Origin of the sequence: Streptomyces ipomoeae 91-03 (assembly GCF_000317595.1) — a bacterium.
GTDB lineage: Bacteria > Actinomycetota > Actinomycetes > Streptomycetales > Streptomycetaceae > Streptomyces > Streptomyces ipomoeae.
The window spans coordinates 1-699 of the sequence record NZ_AEJC01000312.1 but is presented as its reverse complement, the minus strand read 5'-3'; the positions used below and the strand labels follow the sequence as shown (position 1 = coordinate 699).

Here is a 699-nt window from a genome sequence, read left to right as displayed (position 1 = left end):
CCCTTCTGCGTGTCGGCCTGCTTCCGGACCCTCAACCGGAGAAGCCGACGCGCGCGAGCCGCAGTGGGCCGCGCAGCTTGAGGTGGACGTCGTGCGCACCGGCGGCCTCGACGCCGGCGCGGAGGGTGGTGTAGGCGTACGGGTCGCCGGTGGGTGAGTCGAGCGTCAGGGCCGCGAGCACCGGGCCGCCGAGCAGGGAGAACTCGACGGTGCCCGCCCCCGCCACCTCCACTTCCACCTCGGTGACGCCCGCGCCGAAGTCGCAGTCGAGGAAGAGCAGTTCACCGGATCCGCCGTTCACCGGGGTCACCGCGTCGCCCGACACCTTGGTCCGGTCGACGATCTCCGTGCCGCGCTGTTCGTCGAAGTCGGCCGCGTTCAGGCCGCGTTCGAGGACGGGGCGCGGGGCGACCGGCTCGCCCGTGACCTCGACGGTCGTCCGGAGGCGGATGTCCTCGCTGGACGCGCCGACCAGCAGTTCGTAAGCGCCCGGCGCCAGATGCCACCTGCCGTGCGCCACGTCCCAGAACTCCAGGGCGGAGAGCGGGAGCTGGAAGGACAGCTCCGTCGAGGCGCCCGCAGCGAGCGTGATCCGGCGGTGGCCGAGGAGTTCGCGGCGCGGGCGCGGGACCGAGGGTTCCACGGCCCGGACGTAGAGCTGGGCGACCTCGTCGGCGGTCACCCCGCTGGTGTTGGTGA

At 73.1% G+C, this 699-nt stretch carries 1 protein-coding gene; it reads right to left on the bottom strand.

Annotated elements, in window-relative coordinates:
- Positions 1–31: 31 nt before the first annotated feature.
- Positions 32–699 (bottom strand): fibronectin type III-like domain-contianing protein (locus STRIP9103_RS20785; RefSeq protein WP_009316307.1); only part of this gene is annotated, 668 nt, incomplete at its 5' end.